We start from the raw sequence: 19,898 nt of genomic DNA, 5'->3' as shown, positions 1-19,898 counted from the left end.
AGCAGAACGATTGGGTGTGTAGGCGTGCGCTTGCCCGCGATGCGAGATTCCAGACACTGGAACGGTGACTGATACATCGTCATCGCGGGCAAGCGCGCTCCTACAGAATCGGCGTTTACACGCCCAGGTAATCCAGAATCCCCTCAGCCGCGTTACGGCCTTCGAAGATGGCAGTCACGACCAGGTCGGAACCACGGACCATGTCGCCACCGGCGAAGATTTTCGGGTTGCTGGTCTGGTGCTTGAACTTGCCTTGCTCCGGCGCGACCACACGACCCTGGCTGTCGGTCTCGATGCTGTGCTGTTCGAACCACGGCGCCGGACTTGGGCGGAAGCCGAAAGCGATGACCACGGCGTCGGCCGGGATGATTTCTTCGGAACCCGGAATCGGCTCAGGGCTGCGACGCCCGCGGGCGTCAGGCTCGCCAAGACGGGTCTCGACCACCTTCACGCCTTCTACCTTGTCTTCGCCAACGATGGCGATCGGTTGACGGTTGTAGAGGAACTTCACGCCTTCTTCTTTCGCGTTCTTCACTTCCTTGCGCGAGCCCGGCATGTTTTCCTCGTCGCGACGATAGGCACAGGTCACGGCTTTGGCGCCCTGGCGAATCGAGGTGCGGTTGCAGTCCATCGCCGTGTCGCCGCCACCGAGTACCACGACCTTCTTGCCTTTCATGTCGACGAAGTCTTCCGGCGACTTTTCGAAACCCAGGTTGCGGTTGACGTTGGCGATCAGGAAGTCCAGCGCATCGTGCACGCCCGGCAGGTCTTCACCGGGGAAGCCGCCCTTCATGTAGGTGTAGGTACCCATGCCCATGAACACGGCATCGTACTCCTGCAGCAACTGCTCGACGGTGATGTCCTTGCCGATTTCGGTATTGAGGCGGAATTCGATGCCCATGCCGCTAAAGACTTCGCGACGGTGGCTGAGCACGCTCTTTTCAAGCTTGAACTCCGGGATACCGAAGGTCAGCAGGCCGCCGATTTCCGGGTTCTTGTCGAACACCACTGGCGTCACGCCACCGCGCACCAGCACGTCGGCGCAACCCAGACCCGCCGGGCCCGCGCCGATGATCGCCACGCGCTTGCCGGTCGGCACTACACGCGACATGTCCGGACGCCAACCCATGGCGAAGGCGGTGTCGGTGATGTACTTCTCCACCGAACCGATTGTGACCGCGCCGAAACCGTCGTTGAGGGTGCAGGCACCTTCGCACAGACGATCCTGAGGGCATACCCGGCCGCAGACTTCCGGCAGGGTGTTGGTCTGATGCGACAGCTCGGCGGCAGCGAGGATGTTGCCCTCGGACACCAACTTGAGCCAGTTGGGAATGAAGTTATGCACAGGGCATTTCCATTCACAGTAAGGGTTGCCGCAACCCAGGCAGCGGTGGGCCTGATCGGCCGATTGCTGGGGTTTGAAGGGCTCGTAGATTTCCACGAACTCTTTCTTGCGTTGACGCAACAGTTTCTTCTTCGGATCTTTGCGCCCGACATCGATGAACTGGAAGTCGTTACTCAGACGTTCAGCCATTTGGAGCCTCTTCGCGGCAGCTTCAAGCGACACGCTTGAAGCTGCAAGAAAATCAAATTCTGTTCGACCCACGGAGCTGAAAGCTTTGAGCTTGCAGCTCGTGGCTGCTTTATTGCGGGTTCGCGAGGATGCTGGACAACAGCGACTTCAGGCTCGCGGCTTTTGGCTTCACCAGCCAGAAGCGGCGCAGGTAGTCGTCCAGGTTTTCCCAGAGATTACGGCCCCACTCGCTATCGGTTTCTGCAACGTATTCGGCGAGCACGCGCTCCAGGTGGCTGCGATACGCTTCCATCGCTTCGCCGCTGATGCGCTGGATTTCGACCAGTTCGTGGTTGACCCGGTCAACGAAAGTGTTGTCCTGGTCGAGCACGTAAGCGAAACCGCCGGTCATGCCGGAGCCGAAGTTATAACCGGTCTTGCCCAGGACGCAGACGAAACCGCCGGTCATGTATTCGCAGCAGTGATCGCCGGTGCCTTCCACAACGGTGTGGGCACCCGAGTTACGCACAGCGAAGCGCTCCCCTGCGGTACCCGCGGCAAACAGCTTGCCGCCGGTTGCGCCGTACAGGCAGGTGTTACCGATGATAGCGCTGTCCTGAGTTTTGAACGGGCTGCCTTTTGGCGGCACGATCACCAGCTTGCCCGCGGTCATGCCTTTACCGACGTAGTCGTTGGCGTCGCCTTCCAGGTACATGTTCAGGCCGCCGGCGTTCCATACACCGAAACTCTGGCCGGCAGTGCCCTTGAAGCGGAAGGTCACCGGGGCGTCGTTCATGCCCTGGTTGCCGTGCAGCTTGGCAATTTCGCCGGAAATACGCGCACCGATGGAGCGGTCGCAGTTGCAGATATCCAGTTCGTATTCGCCGCCCGCCTTGGACTCGATCGACGATTTGGCCATCTCGACCATTTTCTCGGCCAGCAGACCCTTGTCGAACGGCGGGTTGCGGTCCACCAGGCTGAACTGAGGCTTGTCTGCCGGGATGTGGTCGCTGCCCAGCAGAGGCGTCAGGTCCAGATTCTGCTGCTTGGCGGTTTCGCCCGGCAGGATGTCCAGCAGGTCGGTACGGCCGATCAGATCTTCCAGCGAACGCACGCCCAGCTTGGCCAGCCACTCACGGGTTTCTTCAGCTACATAGGTGAAGAAGTTGATCACCATGTCGACGGTGCCGATGTAGTGGTCCTTGCGCAGCTTGTCGTTCTGAGTCGCGACGCCGGTGGCGCAGTTGTTCAGATGACAGATACGCAGGTATTTGCAGCCCAGCGCGATCATCGGCGCGGTGCCGAAACCGAAGCTCTCGGCGCCGAGGATCGCGGCCTTGATCACGTCCAGACCGGTTTTCAGACCACCGTCGGTCTGCACCCGAACCTTGCCGCGCAGGTCGTTGCCGCGCAGGGTCTGGTGGGTTTCGGCCAGACCGATTTCCCACGGGGCGCCCGCATATTTGATCGACGACAACGGCGATGCGCCGGTGCCACCGTCGTAACCGGAAATGGTAATCAGGTCTGCGTAGGCCTTGGCCACACCGGCGGCGATGGTGCCTACGCCCGCTTCTGCCACCAGCTTGACCGAGACCAGCGCCGCCGGGTTGACCTGCTTGAGGTCGAAAATCAGCTGCGACAAATCTTCGATCGAGTAAATGTCGTGATGCGGCGGAGGCGAAATCAGGGTCACACCCGGCACCGCATAACGCAGTTTGGCGATCAGACCGTTGACCTTGCCGCCGGGCAGTTGACCGCCCTCGCCCGGTTTGGCACCTTGGGCGACCTTGATCTGCAGCACGTCGGCGTTGACCAGATACTCAGGCGTCACCCCAAAACGGCCGGTGGCGATCTGCTTGATCTTGGAGCTGCGGATGGTGCCGTAGCGCGCAGGATCTTCGCCGCCCTCACCGGAGTTGGAGCGCGCGCCCAGACGGTTCATCGCCTCGGCCAGCGCTTCGTGAGCTTCCGGCGACAGTGCGCCCAGCGAGATACCCGCCGAGTCGAAACGCTTGAGGATCGCTTCCAGCGGCTCGATGTCGTCAATCGACAGCGGCGTATCGAGTTCCTTGACCTTGAACAGATCGCGGATCATCGACACCGGACGATTGTCCACCAGCGCGGTGTATTCCTTGAATTTACTGTAGTCGCCGTGCTGCACGGCGGCTTGCAACGTCGCCACCACGTCAGGGTTATAAGCATGGTATTCGCCGCCGTAGACGAACTTCAGCAGGCCGCCTTGCTGGATCGGCTTGCGCGGGCTCCAGGCTTCGCCGGCCAGGGCCTTCTGCTCGTCTTCGATGTCGACGAAGCGCGCACCCTTGATGCGGCTCGGCACGCCACGAAAGCTCAGGTCGCAGACTTCTTCGGACAGGCCGATAGCCTCGAACAGCTGCGCACCGCGATACGAGGCGATGGTCGAGATGCCCATTTTCGACAGGATCTTGAGCAGGCCTTTGGTGATGCCTTTGCGGTAGTTCTTGAACACTTCATACAGATCGCCCAGCACTTCGCCGGTACGGATCAGATCGCCCAGCACTTCGTAGGCCAAGAACGGATAGACCGCCGACGCACCGAAGCCGATCAGCACGGCAAAGTGGTGTGGATCGCGAGCGGTGGCGGTCTCGACCAGAATGTTGCTGTCGCAGCGCAGGCCTTTTTCGGTCAGGCGGTGGTGAACCGCGCCGGTCGCCAGCGAAGCGTGGATCGGCAGTTTGCCCGGTGCGATGTGACGGTCGCTCAACACGATCTGGGTGCAACCGGAACGCACGGCTTCTTCGGCCTGATCGGCGACGTTGCGCACAGCGGCTTCAAGGCCGGTGCTTTCGTCGTAGTTCAGGTCGATGATGGCGCGGTCGAAGCCCGGACGTTCCAGGGTCATCAGCGAGCGCCACTTGGCCGGGGAAACAACCGGCGAGCTGAGGATCACGCGCGATGCGTGTTCTGGCGATTCCTGGAAGATGTTGCGCTCGGCACCGAGGCAGACTTCCAGCGACATGACGATGGCTTCGCGCAACGGGTCGATCGGCGGGTTGGTCACCTGCGCGAACTGCTGACGGAAATAGTCGTACGGCGTGCGCACGCGGCGCGACAACACGGCCATTGGCGTATCGTCGCCCATCGAGCCCACGGCTTCCTGACCCTGCTCACCCAGCGGACGCAGCACCTGGTCGCGCTCTTCGAACGTGACCTGGAACATCTTCATGTACTGTTTGAGCTGATCCGGGTTGTAAAACGCCGAACCGTGGTCGTGATCTTCCAGGGTCGCCTGAATGCGCAGCGCATTCTTGCGCAGCCATTGCTTGTACGGATGGCGCGACTTAAGACGACTGTCGATGGCGTCGGTATCGAGAATCTGGCCGGTTTCGGTGTCCACGGCGAAGATCTGGCCCGGCCCGACTCGGCCCTTGGCGATGACGTCTTCTGGCGTGTAGTTCCACACGCCGATTTCCGACGCCAGGGTGATATAGCCGTTCTTGGTGGTGACCCAGCGCGCCGGACGCAGACCGTTACGGTCGAGCAGGCAGACCGCGTGGCGACCTTCGGTCATCACGATACCGGCCGGGCCATCCCACGGCTCCATGTGCATGGAGTTGAATTCATAGAACGCGCGTAGATCCGGGTCCATGGTTTCAACGTTCTGCCATGCGGGCGGCACGAGCATGCGCACGCCACGGAACAGGTCGATGCCGCCGGTGACCATCAGCTCCAACATGTTGTCCATGCTTGAGGAGTCGGAGCCCACGCGGTTGACCAGCGGACCGAGTTCTTCCAGGTCCATCAGATCGTTGGTGAACTTGGTGCGACGGGCCTGCGCCCAGTTGCGATTACCGGTGATGGTGTTGATCTCGCCGTTGTGGGCGAGAAAGCGGAACGGCTGAGCCAGCGGCCATTTCGGCAGGGTGTTGGTCGAGAAGCGCTGGTGGAACACGCAGATTGCGGTCTGCAGGCGCTCGTCGTTGAGGTCTGGATAGAATGCCGTGAGGTCACGCGGCATCATCAGGCCTTTATAGATGATGGTCTTGTGCGAAAAGCTGCAGATGTAGTGGTCGGCGTCAGCGGCGTTGGATACTGACGAACGGCGACGAGCACTGAACAGCTTGATCGCGAATTCCTGATCGCTCAGGCCTTCACCGCCGATGAACACCTGCTCGATTTTCGGCAGACGCTCCAGCGCCAGGCGGCCGAGAACGCTGGTGTCGACAGGCACCTGACGCCAGCCAATCAGCGTCAGGCCGGCCGCAAGGATTTCGCGGTTCATGTTTTCGCGGGCGGCTTGGGCCTTGGTATCGTCTTGGTTGAGGAACACCATGCCCACACAATACTGGCGCGGCAGCTCGACACCAAAGTGCTCCTGAGCCACGGCACGCAGGAACATGTCGGGTTTTTGAATCAACAGCCCGCAACCGTCACCGGTCTTGCCGTCGGCGTTGATCCCACCACGGTGGGTCATGCAGGTCAGGGCTTCGATAGCCGTCTGCAACAGGTGATGACTGGGCTCGCCTTGCATATGGGCGATCAGGCCGAAACCACAGTTATCCTTGAATTCTTCTGGATGGTACAGACCTGCTTTCATAGACACATTCTCACCAGGCTGCCCCTTATCGAGGCAAATTTCTTTTCAATTCAACCATTTACCATCCACGCTGAACGTACGCCAGCTTTGCGGGAGCAAAAGGGAGGTCATTGTACACACCGACACAAAGCCTCACAAATTTAGCGACGAAACGTCGCAAATTTATGTCGCATTGATGAAAGGTTTTAAAACGATTCTCGTGCTAGCCAGAGCTTTGTTGCGAGTCTGACCAAAGAGAGCCCAAAGTTCAATGTGTGCCTGAGACGCAGACACCGCAAGGCGCGCTGCTCATTGTCAGCACGCTCATGCGTGAAATTCAGGAGAGCTAATCGAGCGACCCGGGTAGGGTCGCTGCGTTCTTAGCGAGCTGCGGCCAGTTCCTGTTGGATACTGCCGACAGTGCGAGGCCAAGGTTTACCAGCCTGAACCTTCGCTGGCAAGACCTTGATCGCGGCGAGCGCCGCATTACGGTCGGCAAAACTGCCGTAAGTCACGACGTACAGAGGCTTGCCCTGTAGGGTTTTCTTGAAGTAGCGGTACTCGGCGCCCTGCTCTTTCACGTAGCTCTGAGCGGTGGCTTCGGAGCTGGTGCCGAGGATCTGCACCACATAGTGAGTCGGAGCCTGGCCGGCGTACCAGGTGCCACCGGCAGACGTGGGAGCAGCAGGAGCAGATTTTTCGGCGGGTTTAGGCGCAGGCTTGGCGGTCGCGACCTGAGTCGGCGCCGGCGCGGGTTTGGCAGCAGGGGCCGGGGCAGGCGTCGGCTTGGCCGCCGGGGCCGGTGCAGGACGTGGCGTCGGCGTTGGCGTTTGTGCCATCGCCGGAGCAGGACCCGCCGCAGCGCCTGCAGGTGGCGCGGTGGTGGTCACGGTCGGAGGCTGCAACGGCTGGTTGGCAGCCGGGCCGCCGTCTTCTCCATCTCCTTCGCCGGAACCCGCAGCTTCAGCCAGAGGACCGCGCATCACCGGTTGCGAGTTACCGCCCAACGGTAGCGGCACCGGCTGTGAATTACCGGCGAACTCGATGGCCGGGCCACCGTTATTCGATTGCTGAGCAGGCGCCGTGCCTTGACCCAGCGGCAGTTGTGCCTGGGAGTTGGCCGGAGCCGTCGGCGCGCTGTTGCGCCCTGGAATCAACCACGCAGCGAGCACCGCTGCCACAACAACCCCACCCAAAGCCAACACGTGTTTCTTAGGCATTTTGAACCCCATACTTGGACGCTTTACCGCAGAGCGGCTGGCGATCATGGCTTCGATCATCGAGTCGCGCGCGACCTGGTTGATCGCGCCCGGCCATCCATTGGACTGCTCGTGAATATCGGTGATCTGCTCGGCGCTTAAGACTTCAATGCCTTGTCCGGCGCCCTCCAGGCGTTGAGCCAGATACTCACGGGTTTCTTCTTCGGAATACGGTGCAAGCTCGATAACGTGGAAGCGTTCCTCTTCCGAGCCGCTCTCGGCACACAGTTGGTCCAAACGGTCGATGATCGAAGCCTCGCCGAACAGGAAGACGTGCGGACGACCTTCCGGGGTGCCCGCCGCCAATCCCAACAACGCTTCGAGTGCGGATTCGCCCAGTTGTTCGGCATCGTCTACCAGCACGTAGACTTCCTGGCCGGTGAGCGCCAGTTGCACGACCTGCGAAAGGATCGCGCGCATTTCCGGCTGCGCAACGTTCAACGCTTGAGCCACCTGACGCAACACACCGGAAGCGTCGCTCGCGCCACGGGCGGAAACCACCACGCTTTGCACCGATTGCTTGTTGGTGCTCGCGACCAGCGCCTGACGCAGAAGGGTCTTGCCGCTGCCGTGAGGGCCCGTGACCAGCAGGAGCAACTGACTGTAGCGGGCCAGATGATGCAACTGTCCCAGCACCGGCTTGCGCTGGGCAGGGAAGAACTTGAAGCCGGGGACCCGCGTGGCAAAGGGGTCATGACTCAATTGGTAGTGACCGAGAAAGGCCTCATCGGCGTGCAAACTAGTCATGGATTTCTCATTAACCTCTAAGCTGATCCACCAAGGCGCGGTAATCCGCGACCAGTGTGGCCTGTAGTACGTCTCTTGGATATTCGTCGGTCACCACTGCTTCGCCCATGCGGCTCAGCAGCACCAACCGCAAACGCCCATCGATCACCTTCTTGTCCACCGCCATGTGCTCGAGAAAATGCTCAGGCGTCATGTCTTCAGGCGGCACCATCGGTAGACCGGCACGCTGAAACAGACGAATGCCACGATTGCGTTCCTGCTCACTGATCCAGCCCAGGCGCGTCGACATCTCCAGCGCCATGACCGTACCGGCCGCGACGGCTTCACCATGCAGCCAGACCCCATAACCCATGTGGGTTTCGATGGCGTGACCGAAGGTGTGCCCCAGATTCAACGTTGCGCGCACGCCCGATTCACGCTCATCGGCACCGACCACTGCAGCCTTGGCCGCGCAGGAGCGCTCGATGGCGGTGGTCAGCGTGGCCTGATCCAGGCCGCGCAGCTTGTCCATATTCTCTTCGAGCCATGTCAGGAACGGCTCGTCACATATCAGACCGTATTTGATGACCTCGGCAAGCCCGGCAGACAGCTCGCGTTCAGGCAGGCTGTTCAGCGAGGTGGTGTCGATCAGCACGGCGTTCGGCTGATAGAACGCGCCGACCATGTTCTTGCCCAGCGGGTGGTTGATGCCGGTCTTGCCGCCAACGGAGGAGTCGACCTGAGACAGCAGCGTGGTCGGCACCTGAATGAAGTCCACCCCGCGCTGATAACAGGCGGCTGCGAAACCGGCCATGTCACCGATCACACCGCCACCGAGCGCGATCACGGTCGTGCGTCGATCATGGCGCGCAGTCAGCAGGGCGTCGAAGATAAGCTGCAGGGTTTCCCAGTTCTTGAAGGCTTCGCCATCAGGAAGCACGATCGGCAGGACGTTGTACCCGGCCAGCGCCTTGGTCAGGCGCTCGATGTAGAGCGGTGCGACGGTGCTGTTGGAAACGATCGCGACCTGTTTGCCGGCGATGTACGGCGTGAGCAACTCGGGCCGATCAAGCAAGCCTTCGCCAATATGAATCGGGTAGCTCCGCTCGCCAAGCTCGACCTTAAGTGTCTGCATGTGTCCCCACACTCTTATAACAATTGGATGCCTGTTCGACGCCAACGCGACGATACGGACCACGGCGCAAGGCCACTAGGCGACCCTGCTTTTTATGGACGCCGAGGATAGCGCATTTTCGCCTGCGCTTTAACGGGGAGGAAGCTCGGCCAACAGGGCGAGGATGTCAAGAACCACCATTCGCGGCGGCCGTTCATCGGTTTCGATGATGACATCGGCGATTTCCCGATAGAACGGATCACGGATAGCCAACAGCTCACGCAGTACGCGGGCCGGATCTGCGGTACGCAAGAGAGGCCGGTTGCGATCACGGGAGGTGCGGCCGACCTGCTGCTCCACGGAGGCATGCAGATATACCACACGTCCGCCCGCGTGCAGGGCCCGCCGGTTTTCCTCACGCATCACCGCACCGCCACCGGTCGCGAGCACGACGCCATCAAAGGCGCACAGCTCAGCGATCATGGCTTGTTCCCGATCACGAAAGCCCGCTTCACCTTCCTTGTCGAAGATCCATGGGATATTGGCGCCCGTTCGCAGTTCGATTTCCTTGTCGGAATCCTTGAACGGCAATCGAAGCTCTTTGGCCAGCAGACGACCGATGGTGCTTTTGCCAGCCCCCATCGGCCCCACAAGTATTAAATTTCGCACAGAATCAACGACTCACAGCAATCGCCTGGTTGTTCATGATACGCGGAGTGAGAAATACCAACAGCTCGGATTTTGACTCGGTGATCACATCCCGCCGGAAAAGGCGGCCAACATACGGCACATCGCCCAGAAATGGCACCTTGTCGACGACTTTATTCTGCGTATTTGAGAACACACCGCCGATCACGATGGTCTCTCCGTCGGATACCAGTACCTTGGCGTTGACTTCGTTCTTCTTGATAGGCGGCACGCCCAGCACGGTATTCACGTAGTCAGGCTCGTCCTTGGTGACCTTGACCTCCATGATGATGCGGTTGTCCGGGGTGATCTGTGGGGTAACTTCCAGGGACAGCGATGCCTCCTTGAACGACACCGAAGTTGCGCCACTGGAGCTGGCCTCCTGATACGGCACTTCCGTACCTTTCAGGATTTTCGCTGTTTCCTTGTCCGAGGTGACGACCTTGGGCTGAGAGACCACTTCGCCGTTGCCGGTTTTTTCCATGGCCGTCAGTTCAAGATCGAGAATCGTGTTGTTGGTCAGGAAACCCAGCCCGATCGACGACGTCGCATCGCTGACACCCATATCCACATAAGGACCGTTGGTGGCGGCATCCCCGGTTACGGTACCGCTGCCGCCAGTGGTGTATTTACCGCCCGTGGAGGAGCCGCCCCAACGCACGCCCAGTGACTTGTCATAATCGACGTTGGCTTCGACGATGCGTGCTTCGATCATCACCTGACGCACCGGAATGTCCAGCTGCGAGACAATGCGACGCAGCTCGTCCAGACGATCCTGAGTCTGGTAGGCAATGATGTTGTTGGTGCGCTCATCGACAGTGATCGAACCGCGCTCGTCGGATTTCGACTCAGCGCTGGTCACGGACTGGAACAGCTTGGCGATGTCTGCGGCCTTGGCGTAGTTCACTTGCAGCAATTCGCGACGCAGCGGCGCCAGTTCGGAAATCTGCTTGAGCGATTCCAGCTCCTGACGCTCGCGCGCCGCGATCTCGTCGGCGGGCGCGACCAGCAACACGTTGCCGATCTTGCGCTTGTCCAGGCCCTTGGTCTTGAGCACCAGATCCAGAGCCTGATCCCACGGCACGTTTTGCAGGCGCAGGGTGATGCCACCCTGAACGGTGTCACTGGCCACCAGGTTGAGATTGGTGAAATCGGCGATCAGTTGCAGCACCGAACGCACGTCAATGTCCTGGAAGTTCAGCGACAGCTTCTCGCCGGTGTACACCAGCTTGTCCGCGTTACGACGCGCCACGTCTTCATTGGTCAAAGGGCGCACGCTGATGGTCAGCTTGTTGTCAGTCTGATAGGCCGAGTAATCGAAGGCGCCCGAAGGCTCGATGGAAATACTCGCCTTGTCGCCGCTGACACTGGAATTGACGAACTGCACCGGGGTCGCGAAGTCCTTCACATCGAGGCGCACGCGCAGCGGGTCAGGCAATTGGGTCTTGGCGAAATCGACACGGATCTTGCCGCCCTGCTCCTGGATGTCCGGGGCGATACCGGCATCGCTCAGCTCGATGACGACATTACCTTCACCCAGCTCGCCGCGCTGGAAGTCGACGTTCTTGACTGCACGCGGACCTGGCGCATAAGACCGCGCAGCAGGCTTGGTGGCTGCGGAACTGACCGCTGCTGGCGGCACGCTCACGCGCGGCGCACCTTGGGCAGTGCTCGGTTGCGAGCCTTGCGCAGCTGCGGCGCCCTGACCGACGACCACGAACAGGTTGTTGCCATCGACACGCGAGCTGTAAGGGGCCAACGTGGTCAGGTTGATGATCACGCGGGTGCGATCCTTGGCTTCGACCACCACGACACTGTGGGCGTTACCCGAGCCCAGGTCTCGGCTCTTGATCGCCAGCTGGCTGGTGACGCCGGGCAGGTCCAGAGCGATCCGCGCCGGCTGCTCGGTGGTATAGCCGCGCGGGGCTGCCACCGGCCCGTCGAAGGACAGTTTCAACTCGACCCGATCCCCCGGCAATGCGGCGACATCCAGCGCCTTGAGGTTGGCCGCCTGGAGAATCGGTGAAAGCATCGCCATCCATAGCGACACGCCGATAATCGAAAGAATCCTAGTCATGTTCACATTCCACCACTGTGCAGATCCGAAGGTGTATCGCTTGCTTGTCGTCTTCATGAGCGTTCTTTAAGGGGAATGCTGCGCGGCCGCTCCAGCCACGCTCCCTCTCCATCAGGAACGATTTCAATCACCTGCACCTCGGACTCGGTGATGGAGACGATCCGGCCGTCGTTGCGACCCAGATAATCCCCCACCTTGACCCGATGAACCCCACCGGCGCCGCGCAGCAAAGCGAACATACCGGTTTCATTGCTCAGCGTACCGACCATCTCAAAGCCGTCGATATTGAAGCCTTCCAGGAACTGCTTGACCCGGGTCGGATCCGGCTGGACCAGATGCGAACCTTTCTGGCGGGCAACCAGATCGACCTTGATCGGCGGTTGGAACGGGCTGCGCAAATTCGCTGCCGCGTAGGTAAAAGCCTCATACGGCCGAAATTTCGGCATCGGCTCGATATTGCCCACAGGGCGGGCGCGCACCTGGGCCGTGAACTGCTTCAAGTCATCGAACTCATTGGAACTGTCGCAACCTGCCAACCCCATCAGCGCGGCGCCGATCCACAACCAATGCACGGCCCTCATTTCGCAGGCCCCTTGTTGTTAATGTTCTGAAGCCCTTTGTCGTTGTAGCGATAGGTCTTGGCGAGGATGCTCATGCGCAGTTTTCCGGGGGACTTGGGGTCCACCGGTTTGATTTCGAAATCGTGCAGGGTGACGATGCGCGGCAGGCTGGCCACGCCACTGACGAAGGTCGCCAGGTCGTGATAAGCGCCGGTGACGGTGATCTGGATTGGCAATTCGATATAGAACTGTTGAGCGGCTTCCGGCAGAAGCTTGATCTCCTCGAACTCAAGCCCGCTGCCCAGGCCGGTCCGGGTAATGTCTTCGAGCAGGCCGGGCACTTCGGTATCGCTTGGCAACTGCCGCAGCAAGGCGCCGAAGGTGTTCTCCATTTCCACCATCTGGGTCTTGTAGGCCGGCAGGTTGGCCGCTTGAAAAGCCTTGTTGGAGAACTGCTCTCTCAACGACATTTCGTCATTGCGTGCCTGATCCAGCTGGGTCTGCATGTCCTGAATGTAGAAGAAGTATCCGCCGGCCAGGACCAGCACCAGCAGCAAGGCGGCAGCGATGGTTTTGACCGCAGCGGGCCAGGAACCGAGGTTATTGAAGTCAAGATCGTTGATGTCGATCTTGCGCAGGCTGTCCAGCCATTCACTCATATTCATGGCTTGGCACCTTGAACGACAGGGTCTACCGCAGGCTGAGTCTGACGCACCGTCAGTTGAAAGGAGTTGGACTGGTCGGCAGAACCGGCGGCGCTGTTGGCCTTGACCTCGGTAAGGCTCGGCGCCTCCATCCAGTCGGATGCTTCAAGGTTACGCAGCAGATCCGATACGCGATTGTTCGACTCGGCGGCGCCGGAAATGCTGATCAGCTTGTCGGTCATCTTCACTTCGTTGAAATACACCCCGTCCGGCAGGGTGCGGGCCAGTTGATCGAAGATGCGGCCGATGATCGGCCGGTTGCCTTGCAGGTCCTGAATGATTTTCATGCGTTCAAGCAATTGTTTGCGCCGAGTCTTGAGTTCGCTGATCTCCTTGATCCGCGAATCGAGTTGGACAATTTCAGCTTTGATGTACTGATTGCGGGCATTCTGGTGACTGATAGCACTGCTCAAATATTGATCAGCCAGCAAGATGGCACCGATGCCCGCGATCAATACGCCGACCAGAGAAAGCAGGAAGCGCTTCTTGCGCTCCTCCCGCTGTTGTTCGCGCCAGGGAAGTAGGTTGATCCTTGCCATTAGTCGAAGCTCCTCAACGCCAGACCGCAGGCGATCATCAATGCAGGGGCATCACTGGCCAGCGCACCGGCGTTGACCTTGGCGCTGAGCGCCATGTCGGCAAAGGGGTTGGCGACCATGGTCGGGGTGCCCAGGCGCTCCTGGATCAAGCGGTCCAGTCCGGCAATGGAGGCCGTCCCGCCCGCAAGCATGATGTAGTCGACGCGGTTGTACTGACCGGCGGCGAAGAAGAACTGCAATGAACGAGAGACCTGCTGAACGACGGCGTCCTTGAACGGTTGCAGGACTTCCAGGGTGTAGTCGTCCGGCAACCCACCCTGCTTCTTCGCAAGGCCCGCCTCGCCCACGGACAGGCCGTAGCGGCGTTGAATTTCCTCAGTCAGCTGTCGTCCGCCGAACAGCTGCTCGCGGGTATAGATGATGCGGCCGTTGTGCAGCACGCTAAGGGTGGTCATGGTGGCGCCAATGTCGATGACTGCCACGGTCAGTTGCTCGTGATCCTGCCCCAGTTGGGCGGACAGCAGACCGAACGAACGCTCCAGCGCATAGGCCTCGACGTCGACCACCCGCGCCGTGAGATTGGCCAGCGCCAGGGCAGCTTCGCGGACTTCGACGTTTTCCTTGCGACAGGCGGCGAGCAGCACTTCGACCCGCTCGGGGTTGCGCGCCGAATAGCCCTGCACTTCGAAATCGATAGCGACTTCTTCCAGCGGATAGGGAATGTACTGGTCAGCTTCGATCTTGAGCTGGTTTTCCATTTCGTCGTCGGAGAGCCCGGCATCCATCTCGATGGTCTTGGTAATGACCGCCGACCCCGCCACGGCAACCGCCGCGATTTTGACGTTTGTCTTGGCTTTTGCCAGTACACGCGTCAAAGCATTGCCGACCCCTTCGAGTTCGGCGATGTTTTTTTCCACCACTGCATTGGCGGGCAACGGCTCGACTGCGTATGACTCGACCTTGTAGCGGGTGCCGGAACGACTCAGTTCAAGAAGCTTTACCGAGGTGGAGCTTATATCGATCCCTAGAAGGGTATTGGCCTTCTTACTGAAGAGTTCGAACACAACCGATTCCCTATGCGTTTCCGTCACTTACGGAGATTTTTTTGTCCAACGCCACTGCCGGCAGTCTTGACAGTAGCGCAAATAACGCTCGGCGACGAAAAATGCTTATAATGCCCAGCGTTTTTTTCGTGTAGCAAAGCTTCAAGGCGTGTTCATTTGTAAATGCCTGCGCTTAACCCATTCTTTTTTCTGGAAATCCAAAAGCCTTGATACGCCTGCTGAAGTTTTTCTGGTGGTCCATTGTCGCTATCGTCTGCGGGCTGCTGCTCGGCTTGAGCGGTGCCTTTCTCTACCTGTCGCCGAATCTGCCTTCGGTCGACGCGCTGCGCAATATCCAGCTGCAAATTCCGCTGCGAGTGTTCAGCAGCGACGGCAAACTCATCGCAGAATTCGGCGAAATGCGCCGTTCTCCGATCCGTTTCGCCGATATCCCGCCTAATTTCATTCACGCGCTGCTGTCCGCCGAAGACGATAACTTCGCCAACCACTACGGCGTGGACCCCAGCAGCCTGATGCGCGCCGCCAGCCAACTGGTCAAGAGCGGCCACATTCAGTCCGGCGGTTCGACCATCACCATGCAGGTCGCCAAGAACTATTTCCTGACCAGCGAGCGCAGCTTTTCCCGCAAAACCACCGAGATTCTTCTGGCCTTGCAAATCGAGCGCCAACTTACTAAAGACGAGATTCTCGAGCTATACGTCAACAAGATTTATCTGGGCAACCGGGCTTACGGAATCGAGGCCGCGGCACAGGTTTACTACGGCAAATCCATTCGCGATCTGAGCGTTGCGCAGATGGCGATGATCGCCGGTCTGCCCAAGGCACCGTCACGATTCAACCCACTGGCCAACCCCGTGCGCGCCAAGGAGCGTCGCGACTGGATTCTGGGCCGCATGTTCAAGCTGGGCAAGATCGACCAGAACACCTATCAGACCGCGTTGGCCGAGCCAATCAACGCCAGCTATCACGTTCAGAGCCCTGAAGTGAACGCGCCGTACATCGCCGAAATGGCCCGCGCCGAAATGGTCGGTCGCTACGGCAGCGAAGCGTACACAGAAGGCTTCCGCGTCACCACTACTGTTCCGAGCAATCTTCAGGAAGACGCCAATCAGGCGGTTCAGGAAGGCTTGATCGAATACGACCAGCGCCACGGCTATCGCGGGCCTGAAAGCCGCTTCCCGGGCCTGACTCGCGACGGCTGGGCGCAGGAGCTGACCAAACAGCGCCCGATCAGTGGTCTGGAGCCGGCAATCGTCAGTCAGGTGGACAAGAACGGCATCCACGTTCTGACCCGCAACGGCGATGAAGAAGATACGGTCGCCTGGGACAGCATGAAGTGGGCCAAGGCGTTCCTGAATACCAACAGCGTTGGCGCCAATCCGAAGCAGCCTTCCGATGTGGCGCACGTCGGCGATCTGGTACGTGTGCAGCGCCAGGCTGACAATTCGCTCAAATTCAGCCAGGTCCCGCAGGCGCAGAGCGCACTGGTATCGCTGGACCCTAAAAACGGTGCAATTCGGGCGCTGGTCGGTGGTTTTGCCTTCGAGCAAAGCAATTACAACCGCGCCATGCAGGCCAAGCGTCAGCCAGGTTCCAGCTTCAAGCCCTTCCTTTATTCGGCGGCACTGGATAACGGCTACACCGCTGCCAGCCTGGTGAACGACGCGCCGATCGTGTTCGTCGACGAAGCCATTGACAAGGTCTGGCGTCCGAAGAACGACACGGGCACGTTCCTGGGTCCGATTCGCCTGCGCGAAGCGTTGTACAAGTCGCGCAACCTGGTATCGATCCGCCTGCTGCAAAGCCTGGGGGTCAACACGGCGATCAACTACATCACCCGCTTCGGCTTCAACAAGCAGGACCTGCCGCCGAATCTGTCGTTGGCGCTGGGTACCGCGACACTGACGCCGATGGAAATCGTCAGCGGCTGGAGTACGTTCGCCAACGGCGGCTACAAGGTCAGTCCATACCTTATTGACAAGATCGAAGACCGCGAAGGCAAGACGCTGTTCGTCGCCAATCCGCCAACCGTTCCGGCCAACGACCCAAACCCCAAAGCAGTCGACGAAGCGATGGTGAGCAATGCTACGACGTATGCTGCCCCCGAAACCCCTGCACTGACGGCGAACACCGTTCCCAATGCACTGGACACCAATGGCGCACCGCCCGCCCCTGCTGTTGCGCCGCGCATCGTCGACGGCCGTACCACGTACATCCTCAACAGCATGCTGCAGGACGTGATCAAGCGCGGTACCGGGCGTCGGGCGCTGTCGATGAACCGTCCGGATATCGCGGGCAAGACCGGTACCACCAACGACTCGAAAGATGCGTGGTTCTCCGGCTATAACGGGGATTACGTGACCACGGTCTGGACCGGTTTCGACCAGCCGGAAAGCCTGGGACGTCACGAGTTCGGCGGCACCGTCGCGCTGCCGATCTGGATGAGCTACATGGGTGCGGCGCTGAAGGACAAGCCGCCTCACGTCCAGGCCGAGCCGGATGGCATCCTCAGCCTGCGGATCGACCCAGTCAGCGGTCGTTCTGCCACGCCAAGCACGGCCGGCGCGTTCTTCGAGCTGTTCAAAAGCGAAGACACCCCGCCAAGCGTGAACGAACTCAACGGCAGCCCAGCACCTGGCAGCCCGTTGCCAGCGGATGAATCGGCGCCGATCGATCTCTTCTAACAGCAGCGGCAACCCTAAGCTGCAAGCCTCAAGAAAAAACCAGGTGCACGTTCAACTTGAGGCTTGTGGCTTGTGACTTGTGACTTGTGACTTGAAATTACCCCACAAAAAAACCGGCCTCAGCCGGTTTTTTTTGGGGAGCTGCAAATGCTTTTACCCGTTGAACACTTGATCCACATTCGTCAGCGGATAGTGCTTCGGATACGGCAGGGTTGCCACGCCACTTTCGATGGCTGCCTTGGCAACGGCATCGGAAACGACTGTCAGCAGACGCACGTCCAGCGGTTTCGGGATGATGTACTCTCGGCCGAACTCGAGCTTGATGCCGCCGTAAGCGTCGCTGATTTCCTCTGGCACTGGCAGCTTGGCCAGTTCACGCAGGGCGTTGGCCGCCGCGATCTTCATCTCCTCGTTGATGCGCTTGGCGCGGACGTCCAGAGCACCACGGAAGATGAACGGAAAGCCCAGTACGTTGTTGACCTGGTTCGGATAGTCCGAACGGCCGGTCGCCATGATCACGTCGTTGCGTGTGGCGTGCGCCAGCTCTGGCGAGATTTCCGGATCAGGGTTCGAGCAGGCGAACACGATCGGGTTGGCCGCCATGGATTTCAGGCCTTCGGCGCTCAGCAGGTTCGGGCCGGACAGACCGACGAACACGTCAGCACCGTCCAGAGCGTCAGCCAGCGTGCGTTTCTCGGTTGCGTGAGCGAACTGCGCCTTGTACTGGTTCAGATCGGAACGCTCGGAGTGAACCACGCCGTTACGGTCGATCATGAAGATGTTTTCGATCTTCGCGCCCATGCTCACCAGCAACTTCATGCAGGAGATGGCCGCAGCGCCAGCGCCCAGGCAGACGACCTTCGCCGTTTCCAGCGTTTTGCCGGCGATTTCCAAGGCGTTGATCATGCCGGCTGCGGTTACGATCGCAGTGCCGTGCTGGTCATCGTGGAAAACCGGGATGTCGCACTGCTCGATCAGCGCCTTTTCGATCTCGAAGCACTCAGGTGCCTTGATGTCTTCCAGGTTGATGCCGCCGAACGTGATGGAAATACGTTTCACGGTGTCGATGAACGCTTGCGGGCTTTCCGAATCGACTTCGATGTCGAACACATCAATACCTGCGAAGCGCTTGAACAGAACACCCTTGCCTTCCATTACCGGTTTGGAAGCCAGCGGACCGAGATTACCCAGGCCCAGGATCGCGGTGCCATCGGAGATGACCGCCACCAGGTTGCCTTTACCGGTGTACTTGTACGCCAGTTCAGGATCGCGGCCAATTTCACGCACAGGCTCAGCAACGCCTGGGCTGTAGGCCAGGGACAGATCGCGGGCGGTGGCGGTGGCTTTGGTGAGTTCGACGCTCAGTTTCCCAGGGCGAGGGTTGGCGTGATATTCGAGCGCGGCAGTTTTCAAATCTGACATGGGGGATTCCGCTTTTTTGCTGTTGGACAGACGGACGAACGAGCATACGCAAGTCACAAAGTCCTAACAAGACTGCCAGGTCACCTGTGTCAAGAGGCCGCATCTACGACTTTCAGCGTAGAGCCGCGGAATACAAGGCTTGCGCTGAGAACAATCGCTCACGAAAAATGTTCACAATTTCAGTTTGAATTTGTATTCAACATGACTGAATGAGTGATGGGCATCATCCAGCGTGGTTGCCCAGGCTTCAGACCGCCGCGACGGGAGCGGTCCACGATCCAGCCACGCGCTTCGACCTGCTGACCTTTCAGACGCTGGAGTCTTTCGCTGTCGAACTGTCCTACGAGATCTGGCGCAATGCGCAGCACCAACGCGTCGCCGAGTTCAATCCAGATGCCACCGCCGTTGCGTTCAACGCTGCTGACCCGGCCCGATACCACGGCGAATCCGCCACTGTTTATCTGATCGGATGATTGGACTGGCGAATTGCGCCACAACCCCAGCCCCGCTTGCCGCGCGGTCCGTTCTGCAGCCTGCTGGCAATCGACTAGCGCCACGTTAGGCGAAACAGCTACCAGATAGCCCAGCCCTTCGGCCAGCAACTGGGCTTCGAGGTTGGCGCCATTGCGGTCATACACATTGGCAAGCGTGCGACCGTAACGATCGGTCGCCTGCTCACCGATTCGCAAACCCACCTGACCGTCGCTGTCATCCACCAGGGTTTGCAGTCGTCGCTTGGCGGCCTCGGCAAATGGTTGGGCGGACTGACCTTTTTTGCCGGTTTCCGGCGCATTCAGACCGATCATGCGCACGCTGCGCCCATCCTTCAGACGCAGCGTGTCGCCATCGACCACGCGCTGCACCTGCGCGGCAGGCAAGTTCGAGGGCGCCGGGCACAAGGCATTGGCGGCGGAGAGCCAAATCGCAGACATAAAAAAGGCGCCCACGAGGGACGCCTTCTTTAGCAGTCTGGAGAATTCCACCGGAACCCCCA

Annotated in this window: 13 protein-coding genes; 1 reads left to right on the top strand and 12 read right to left on the bottom strand. The window is 59.8% G+C overall.

Annotated elements, in window-relative coordinates:
- Nucleotides 1–115: 115 nt before the first annotated feature.
- The 10 genes from CE491_RS24610 to CE491_RS24560 form a co-directional block, all read right to left on the bottom strand.
- Entirely contained in the window at nt 116–1,534 is a 1,419-nt protein-coding gene (locus CE491_RS24610; RefSeq protein WP_110950936.1) for an FAD-dependent oxidoreductase, read from the bottom strand.
- A 109-nt stretch (nt 1,535–1,643) separates the two neighbouring features.
- Nucleotides 1,644–6,089: a glutamate synthase large subunit gene (gene gltB / locus CE491_RS24605; protein WP_110950935.1), complete on the bottom strand. Its 4,446-nt coding sequence runs from the start codon at nt 6,087–6,089 to the stop codon at nt 1,644–1,646.
- A gap of 359 nt (nt 6,090–6,448) precedes the next feature.
- A complete protein-coding gene (locus CE491_RS24595) occupies nt 6,449–8,074 on the bottom strand; it encodes an SPOR domain-containing protein (protein ID WP_110950934.1) in 1,626 nt (541 codons plus the stop codon).
- Between the two features lie 10 nt (nt 8,075–8,084).
- Entirely contained in the window at nt 8,085–9,188 is a 1,104-nt protein-coding gene (gene aroB, locus CE491_RS24590; RefSeq protein WP_110950933.1) for a 3-dehydroquinate synthase, read from the bottom strand.
- Nucleotides 9,189–9,317: 129 nt separating this feature from the next.
- Nucleotides 9,318–9,836: a shikimate kinase AroK gene (gene aroK / locus CE491_RS24585; protein WP_110950932.1), complete on the bottom strand. Its 519-nt coding sequence runs from the start codon at nt 9,834–9,836 to the stop codon at nt 9,318–9,320.
- A 4-nt stretch (nt 9,837–9,840) separates the two neighbouring features.
- Nucleotides 9,841–11,931 carry a type IV pilus secretin PilQ gene (gene pilQ / locus CE491_RS24580; RefSeq protein WP_110950931.1) on the bottom strand — a complete coding sequence of 697 codons (2,091 nt, stop codon included), beginning with the start codon at nt 11,929–11,931 and terminating at the stop codon, nt 9,841–9,843.
- Nucleotides 11,932–11,984: 53 nt separating this feature from the next.
- On the bottom strand, nt 11,985–12,512 hold the full coding sequence (locus tag CE491_RS24575) for a pilus assembly protein PilP (RefSeq protein WP_110950930.1): 528 nt from the start codon (nt 12,510–12,512) through the stop codon (nt 11,985–11,987).
- Nucleotides 12,509–13,156 (bottom strand): type 4a pilus biogenesis protein PilO, encoded by a 648-nt coding sequence (gene pilO, locus CE491_RS24570; protein WP_110950929.1) that lies wholly within the window; start codon nt 13,154–13,156, stop codon nt 12,509–12,511. Before pilO ends, CE491_RS24575 begins: the two co-directional genes overlap by 4 nt.
- Nucleotides 13,153–13,734, bottom strand: a complete 582-nt coding sequence (locus tag CE491_RS24565) for a PilN domain-containing protein (RefSeq protein WP_110950928.1) — start codon at nt 13,732–13,734, stop codon at nt 13,153–13,155. The genes pilO and CE491_RS24565 overlap by 4 nt, the downstream gene beginning before the upstream one ends.
- The gene (locus CE491_RS24560; RefSeq protein ID WP_110950927.1) at nt 13,734–14,798 is read right to left on the bottom strand and encodes a pilus assembly protein PilM; all 1,065 of its coding nucleotides are present in this window, start codon (nt 14,796–14,798) and stop codon (nt 13,734–13,736) included. Before CE491_RS24560 ends, CE491_RS24565 begins: the two co-directional genes overlap by 1 nt.
- A 209-nt stretch (nt 14,799–15,007) precedes the next feature.
- On the opposite strand from CE491_RS24560, the gene CE491_RS24555 reads away from it, so the two are divergent.
- Nucleotides 15,008–17,482 carry a penicillin-binding protein 1A gene (locus CE491_RS24555; RefSeq protein ID WP_407681370.1) on the top strand — a complete coding sequence of 825 codons (2,475 nt, stop codon included), beginning with the start codon at nt 15,008–15,010 and terminating at the stop codon, nt 17,480–17,482.
- Nucleotides 17,483–17,635: 153 nt separating this feature from the next.
- Here the strand turns inward: CE491_RS24555 and CE491_RS24550 are convergent, their stop codons facing one another.
- Together CE491_RS24550 and CE491_RS24545 are read right to left on the bottom strand one after the other, a co-directional pair.
- Nucleotides 17,636–18,904, bottom strand: a complete 1,269-nt coding sequence (locus tag CE491_RS24550) for a malic enzyme-like NAD(P)-binding protein (protein ID WP_110950925.1) — start codon at nt 18,902–18,904, stop codon at nt 17,636–17,638.
- Nucleotides 18,905–19,083: 179 nt separating this feature from the next.
- Nucleotides 19,084–19,887 (bottom strand): thermonuclease family protein, encoded by an 804-nt coding sequence (locus tag CE491_RS24545; protein ID WP_110951122.1) that lies wholly within the window; start codon nt 19,885–19,887, stop codon nt 19,084–19,086.
- Nucleotides 19,888–19,898 lie beyond the last annotated feature (11 nt).

The sequence above is a fragment of the Pseudomonas bohemica genome, assembly GCF_002934685.1.
GTDB classification, from domain to species: domain Bacteria; phylum Pseudomonadota; class Gammaproteobacteria; order Pseudomonadales; family Pseudomonadaceae; genus Aquipseudomonas; species Aquipseudomonas bohemica.
The sequence above is the reverse complement of the archived record's forward strand: the minus strand, read 5'-3'. Positions and strand labels throughout refer to the sequence as shown.

What these genes read in the sequence shown, in the direction of transcription:
- CE491_RS24610 (WP_110950936.1), bottom strand. Translation starts at nt 1,534, where the DNA reads ATGGCTGAACGTCTGAGTAACGACTTCCAGTTCATCGATGTCGGGCGC.
- aroB (WP_110950933.1), bottom strand. Translation starts at nt 9,188, where the DNA reads ATGCAGACACTTAAGGTCGAGCTTGGCGAGCGGAGCTACCCGATTCAT.
- pilO (WP_110950929.1), bottom strand. Translation starts at nt 13,156, where the DNA reads ATGAATATGAGTGAATGGCTGGACAGCCTGCGCAAGATCGACATCAAC.
- gltB (WP_110950935.1), bottom strand. Translation starts at nt 6,089, where the DNA reads ATGAAAGCAGGTCTGTACCATCCAGAAGAATTCAAGGATAACTGTGGT.
- CE491_RS24550 (WP_110950925.1), bottom strand. Translation starts at nt 18,904, where the DNA reads ATGTCAGATTTGAAAACTGCCGCGCTCGAATATCACGCCAACCCTCGC.
- pilQ (WP_110950931.1), bottom strand. Translation starts at nt 11,931, where the DNA reads ATGACTAGGATTCTTTCGATTATCGGCGTGTCGCTATGGATGGCGATG.
- CE491_RS24565 (WP_110950928.1), bottom strand. Translation starts at nt 13,734, where the DNA reads ATGGCAAGGATCAACCTACTTCCCTGGCGCGAACAACAGCGGGAGGAG.
- CE491_RS24595 (WP_110950934.1), bottom strand. Translation starts at nt 8,074, where the DNA reads ATGACTAGTTTGCACGCCGATGAGGCCTTTCTCGGTCACTACCAATTG.
- CE491_RS24575 (WP_110950930.1), bottom strand. Translation starts at nt 12,512, where the DNA reads ATGAGGGCCGTGCATTGGTTGTGGATCGGCGCCGCGCTGATGGGGTTG.